Here is a 5,916-nt window from a genome sequence, read left to right as displayed (position 1 = left end):
GCAGGGGTGAGGCGCGGCCGCTCGGACCGGCGGACTGGCTCGTACGGGCGCCGGGCCGAGCCCGTACGAGAAACGGGGCGCGTCAGGCCAGCGGGCCGTGGCGTGGGGCGAGCGCGTCCCAGCGCACCGTGACCTCACCCTGGCGCCAGCGTCGCGGTCCGTCGATCACCGGCCAGTCCGCGCGCAGCCGCCGCACGGCGTGCGTCCAGCGCTGCCGCGCGCCGAAAGCGCCGTACGGCGCGGCGCCCGCCCAGGCCAGGTCGAAGTCCCGCAGGAAGGCGTACACCGGCTCGCCCGGCACGTTGCGATGGATGAGGGCCTTGGGCAGCCGCGGCGCCAGTTCGGACGGCTGTCCCAGGTCGGCCAGCCGGGCGGCGAAGCTGACCGTACGCGGACCCTCCGGCCCGAGGGCGACCCATACATGCCGCCGCCCGACCTCGTCACACGTGCCCTCCACCAGCAGCCCGTCCGCCGCCAGCCGCCCCCGCAACCGCTCCCACGCCGGCGGCACCTCGTGCTCGGCGTACTGCCGCAGCACGTTCGCCGCCCGGATGACCAGCGGGGCTCGAGGCAGCGGTACCTCGAAGCCGCCGCGCACGAACCTCAGGCCGGGCTGGTCCCGTTCGTACGGCCGCGCCGCCGCGACCCGGGCCGGATCGATCTCCACGCCCGTGACCCGGACGTCCGCCCGGACGCCACGCAACCGACGAAGCAGCTCCACCGTCGTCCAGGGGGCGGCGCCGTAACCCAGATCGACGACCGCCGGCGGTTCGTCCGCGCGCCGCAGCGCCGGGCCGTGCGTGGCGGCGAGCCAGCGGTCCACGCGGCGAAGCCGGTTCGGGTTGGTCGTGCCCCGGGTGATGGTGTCTTTTATGTGCTCGGTTCGCCTCCGGGCGCTCGTACCCGGTGTCGACTGGTTGTGCTCGGTTCGCCTCCGGGCGCTCGTACCCGGTGTCGACACTCCTCGACGCTGCACTCGCTCGCACACTCGCTCACTTGGTCTCGTCACTTTCAACACCGGCGCGCCCTTCGGCTCACTCGCGGTACCCGCAGAACCCTAGGCGGGGAGGCGAGCGAACCCAGGAGGCGACCGGACTGTCGGGATGGGGGCTGTATCCACAGCACCCGGGATGGTGGGGACCGGCAAGGTACGTAACGATCGGGCAAAAGCGAAATGGTGGCAGCCCCGTCGGTGTTGTGGACGGTGTCCCGACGCCAAGGAGGCACCGAACCCGTGACTCAGCAGGTCCCCCGGCTCGGCATCCTGAAAGCACGCGGTCGTGGTCTGTCGGCGGCGGCCCTACGCGCCGCGCGCGGGGCGCGTCGCGTCGCCATGCTCAGCGTGCACACCTCACCCCTGCACCAGCCCGGCACCGGCGACGCCGGTGGCATGAACGTCTACATCGTGGAGCTGGCCAAGCAGCTCGCCACGGCCGGCGTCGAGGTGGAGATCTTCACCCGCGCGACGACCGGCGCGCTCGCCCCCAGTGTCGAGATCGCGCCCGGCGTGCTGGTCCGGCACATCGAGGCGGGACCGTACGAGGGGCTGGCCAAGGAGGAGCTGCCCGCGCAGCTGTGCGCCTTCACCCACGGCGTGATGCAGGCATGGGCGGGCCACCGGCCCGGCTACTACGACCTCGTGCACTCGCACTACTGGCTCTCCGGCCACGTCGGGTGGCTGGCCGCCGAGCGCTGGGGCGTGCCGCTCGTACACACCATGCACACCATGGCCAAGGTGAAGAACGCCGCGCTGGCCGAGGGCGACACCCCGGAACCGGCCGCGCGGGTCATCGGCGAGACCCAGATCGTACGAGCCGCCGACCGGCTGATCGCGAACACCGCGGAGGAGGCGGACGAGCTGCTGCACCACTACGACGCGGAACCAGCCACCACCGCCATCGTGCACCCGGGCGTCAACCTGGAGCGCTTCCAGCCCGCCGACGGCCGCGCCGCCGCCCGGGACCGGCTGGGCCTGCCGCAGGGGGCGCTGATCCCGCTGTTCGCCGGTCGGATACAGCCACTGAAGGCACCAGACCTGCTGCTGCGGGCGGTCGCCGAACTCGTACGGGACGACCCCGGGCTGCGCGGCAGGCTGCTGGTGCCGATCGTCGGCGGCCCGAGCGGCAGCGGCCAGGCCAAGCCGGAGGGCCTGCAGAAGCTGGCCGCCCGGCTGGGCATCAGCGAACTCGTACGCTTCCGGCCGCCGGTCGGGCAGGAGGAGCTGGCGGACTGGTACCGGGCGGCGAGTGTCCTGGTCATGCCGTCCTACAGCGAGTCCTTCGGCCTGGTCGCGGTGGAGGCACAGGCCAGCGGCACCCCGGTGATCGCCTCCTCGGTGGGCGGGCTGCCGGTGGCCGTGCGCGACGGTGTCAGTGGCTATCTGGTCGCGGGGCACGAGCCGGTCGCGTTCGCCCGTGCGTTGCGCCGGTTTGTGGACGACGGCGGCCGGGTGGAGCGGATGGGCGCCGAGGCCGTACGGCACGCGCGCGAGTTCGGCTGGGACAGCACCGCGACGCGCACCGCCGAGGTCTACACCGCCGCGCTGCGTGCCCGGGCCGGTCGCCTACGCTCGCTGCATGGCTGAGCCGAAGCAGGACGCCGCGTCCGCGTCAGAACCGTCGTCACCCGTGTCACCCTCATCCGATCCGACAGCCACTACGACGACCGTGCTCCGGCAGGCGCTCGAGGACGCCGGCCTGGAGTGGGAGAGCCCGTCCGTGGGCAGCTTCGTGGTCACCCTGCCCGGCACCCGGAAGCTGTCCACCACCTGTTCGCTGGTGGTGGGACGGCACTCGCTGTCCGTGAACGCCTTCGTGGTGCGCTGCCCGGACGAGAACCACGCCGCGGTGCATCGCTGGCTGCTCGAACGGAACACCCGGCTGTACGGCGTGGGTTACGCCATCGACCAGCACGGCGACATCTACCTGGTCGGCCGGCTCCCGCTGGCCGCCGTCACCTTGGAGGCCGTCGACCAGCTGCTGGGCGCCGTACTGGAGAACGCCGACGGTTCGTTCAACACGCTGCTCGAGATGGGCTTCGCGAGCGCGATCCGCAAGGAGTACGCGTGGCGGACGGCGCGGGGCGAGTCGACCCGCAACCTCGCGGCGTTCAAGCACCTCACCGGCGAGGCGGGGGCGGACGGCACCGTGGAGGGCTGAGGCTCAGCCGCCGGCCTCGGAGCTCGGCCGGGCGTCGGCACGGTCCGGCTGGTCGCCGTCCGGCTCGGTGTCGTACGCCGGTCGCGCGGGCAGCGTACGCGACAGCAGTCCGTATCCCAGCGCCGCCACGGTGCCCAGCACCGCGGAGACGGCCCAGAGCGTGTCCGCCCCGAAACGGTCGATGACACCGCCGCCCAACAGCGGGGCCAGCAGCGCGGCCAGCGACCAGGACAGCGTGTGGACCCCCTGGTAGCGCCCGCGCCCGTGCGCCGGGGAGAGGCGTACGACCAGGCCCATCTGGGTGGGGGCGTTGATCATCTCGCCGAGCGTCCACACGCACACCGCCAGCACGTGGAACGCCACCGAGCCGGCGAAGGCGTGCAGACCGAAGCCGTACCCGGTCAGCAGCGCGGAGACCACCAGCGGCCGTGCCGGGTGCCGTCGCTCGATGAACCGGGTCAGCGGGAGTTGCAAGAGCACGATCAGCACCCCGTTCAAGGCGATCACCAGACCGAAGTCCGAGCTGGAGAAGCCCTCCAGACCCATGGACACCGGCAGCGCCACGAACGCCTGCTGGATGAGCAGCGCGATGACGAGGTTGAGTCCCACCACGACCATGAAGCGCCCGTCCCGCAGCACCCGCCACAGCGAGACCGACGGGCTCGCCTCATACGTCCCACCCGCCTCGTGCGCGGGTGCGCCGGGTCGCGCGTCCGGATGATCGGTCCCCGGGCGGGACTCCGGCAGCTTGGCGTAGACGACGAGGGCACAGGCCAACACCATCACCGCCTCACCGAGGAAGAGCAGTCGGTAGCTGTACTGCGCCAGCAGCCCGGCCGCGGTGGAGGAGACCGCGAAACCCATGTTGATGGCCCAGTAGTTGAGCGAGAACGCCCGCACCCGGTCCGCGGCCGGCACGATGTCCGCGATCATCGCCTGTACGGCCGGGCGGGAGGCGTTGGTGGCCATGCCGACCGTCCAGGCCAGCACCGCGATGGCCACCGGATGAGTCACGAAGCCCAGGGCCGCCACCGAGACCGCCGTCGAGGACTGGGCGATCAGCAGCGTCGGCCGCCGGCCCAGCCGGTCCGCCAGCACTCCGGCGCCCACGGAGGAGACGACGCCGCCGAGCCCGTAGAGCGCGCCGATCAGCCCGGCGTACGAGGCGGAGTAGCCCCGCTCGACGGTGAGGTACAGCGCCAGGAAGGTGGCGACGAACGCACCGAGCCGGTTGACCAGGGTGCTCGTCCACAACCACCAGAACTGGCGCGGCAGTCCGGACACGCTGTCGGTGAACGCGCGCCGCGGACTGGCTTTGGACATGCGTGCTGACCCCTTGCGTGCGGGACGACTTGCGTACGGGACGGCGCGACACCGTGGGCGAACGGCGCGTCGTGCGCGAGCTCGTACGCTACGCAGCCGGGCGGGGCGCCTCCAACGAATTGACGGAGACCGTCAACCCGGTGCCCACGGGTGGCCGGGCGAGAGCCGCCCTGTCCGGAGCCGGTGACGCCGGTTCGTCTAGTCTCGGGGCCATGGCCGACGCACCGTACAAGCTGATCCTGCTCCGCCACGGCGAGAGCGAGTGGAACGCGAAGAACCTGTTCACCGGCTGGGTGGACGTCAACCTCACCACCAAGGGCGAGAAGGAGGCGGTCCGAGGCGGCGAGCTGCTGAAGGACGCCGGCCTCCTCCCCGACGTCGTGCACACCTCGGTCCAGCGGCGGGCCATCCGCACCGCGAACCTCGCGCTGGACGCCGCCGACCGGCACTGGATCCCCGTGCGCCGCAGCTGGCGGCTGAACGAGCGGCACTACGGCGCCCTGCAGGGCAAGGACAAGGCGCAGACCCGGGCGGAGTACGGCGAGGAGCAGTTCATGCTCTGGCGCCGGTCGTACGACACCCCGCCGCCGGAACTCGCCGACGACTCCGAGTGGTCACAGAGCGCCGATCCGCGCTACGCCGACATCCCGAGCGAGCTGCGTCCGCGCACCGAGTGCCTGAAGGACGTCGTGACCCGGATGCTGCCGTACTGGTACGACGGCATCCTGCCGGACCTGCAGGTGCGCCGCACCGTGTTGGTCGCCGCGCACGGCAACTCGCTGCGGGCGCTGGTCAAGCACCTGGACGGGATCTCGGACGCGGACATCGCCGGGCTCAACATCCCCACCGGCATCCCGCTGGCGTACGAGCTGGACGCGGACTTCCGCCCGAGCACGCCCGGCGGCACCTACCTCGACCCGGAGACCGCGCGGGCGGCGATCGAGGCGGTCAAGCAGCAGGGCAAGAAGTAACACGGGCGGAGCACGAGGGCCGGCCCGGCGCCCGAGTCCGGGCCGGCGTACGGGACCCCGCTTTCCGCTCGCCGCGCCAGGCGGCCGGAGGCGGGGGCGGGAGCCGCGTCAGCGGCAGCTTCCCCCGCAGGAGCACGGACCGCCGGACTGGCAGCCGCAGCGGCAGTCCGGCCCGCATCCGCACGCGCCGAGCAACGGCAATCGCGGCCGGTCCTCCAGGTCCTCGGGGAACGGCGACCGGTTCGGGACGTCGGGCATGATGGGCCTCCTTCTCAGCGGGCGACCGTACGGTCGACGGCGTACCTGGCTGACGTACGTCTGATACGCCGGCGGGGTGCGTCGAGCGGATACTGACGGCGCGCATGGACGCGTACGCGTACGTCCAGTGCACGGCGCCGGCCGGCGGGCCGGCAACGGCGCACGGACAGCGCATGGAGGCACCCGGCCGCAGCAGCGCACCGCGC

The 5,916-nt window shown here is 72.5% G+C and carries 5 protein-coding genes; 3 read left to right on the top strand and 2 right to left on the bottom strand.

The genetic code is table 11. The annotated features are described in order from the left end of the window. Window positions 1-82: 82 nt before the first annotated feature. Window positions 83-823, bottom strand: coding sequence for a class I SAM-dependent methyltransferase (locus tag AN216_RS05140; RefSeq protein WP_244502321.1), 741 nt, complete (start codon window positions 821-823; stop codon window positions 83-85). 411 nt (window positions 824-1,234) lie between these two features. Here AN216_RS05140 and mshA point away from each other — a divergent pair, with 411 nt between their 5' ends. Next, entirely contained in the window at window positions 1,235-2,584 is a 1,350-nt protein-coding gene (gene mshA / locus AN216_RS05135) for a D-inositol-3-phosphate glycosyltransferase (RefSeq protein WP_070195377.1), read from the top strand. Beyond that, window positions 2,577-3,158: a type III secretion system chaperone family protein gene (locus tag AN216_RS05130; RefSeq protein WP_079166277.1), complete on the top strand. Its 582-nt coding sequence runs from the start codon at window positions 2,577-2,579 to the stop codon at window positions 3,156-3,158. The genes mshA and AN216_RS05130 overlap by 8 nt, the downstream gene beginning before the upstream one ends. 3 nt (window positions 3,159-3,161) lie before the next feature. Here AN216_RS05130 and AN216_RS05125 read toward each other — a convergent pair whose 3' ends face one another. Then, window positions 3,162-4,481, bottom strand: coding sequence for an MDR family MFS transporter (locus AN216_RS05125; RefSeq protein ID WP_070195376.1), 1,320 nt, complete (start codon window positions 4,479-4,481; stop codon window positions 3,162-3,164). Window positions 4,482-4,693: 212 nt separating this feature from the next. Here AN216_RS05125 and AN216_RS05120 point away from each other — a divergent pair, with 212 nt between their 5' ends. Beyond that, a complete protein-coding gene (locus AN216_RS05120; protein WP_070195397.1) occupies window positions 4,694-5,452 on the top strand; it encodes a phosphoglyceromutase in 759 nt (252 codons plus the stop codon). Window positions 5,453-5,916: the final 464 nt, after the last annotated feature.

Origin of the sequence: Streptomyces oceani (assembly GCF_001751245.1) — a bacterium.
In the GTDB taxonomy this organism is placed as follows: domain Bacteria; phylum Actinomycetota; class Actinomycetes; order Streptomycetales; family Streptomycetaceae; genus Streptomyces; species Streptomyces oceani.
Note: the sequence above shows the minus strand (reverse complement) of the source record. Positions and strands in the feature narration are given on the sequence as shown.

Excerpts from the sequence above, each read along its gene's own strand:
- AN216_RS05120 (WP_070195397.1), top strand. The coding sequence starts at position 4,694 with ATGGCCGACGCACCGTACAAGCTGATCCTGCTCCGCCACGGCGAGAGC.
- AN216_RS05125 (WP_070195376.1), bottom strand. The coding sequence starts at position 4,481 with ATGTCCAAAGCCAGTCCGCGGCGCGCGTTCACCGACAGCGTGTCCGGA.
- AN216_RS05130 (WP_079166277.1), top strand. The coding sequence starts at position 2,577 with ATGGCTGAGCCGAAGCAGGACGCCGCGTCCGCGTCAGAACCGTCGTCA.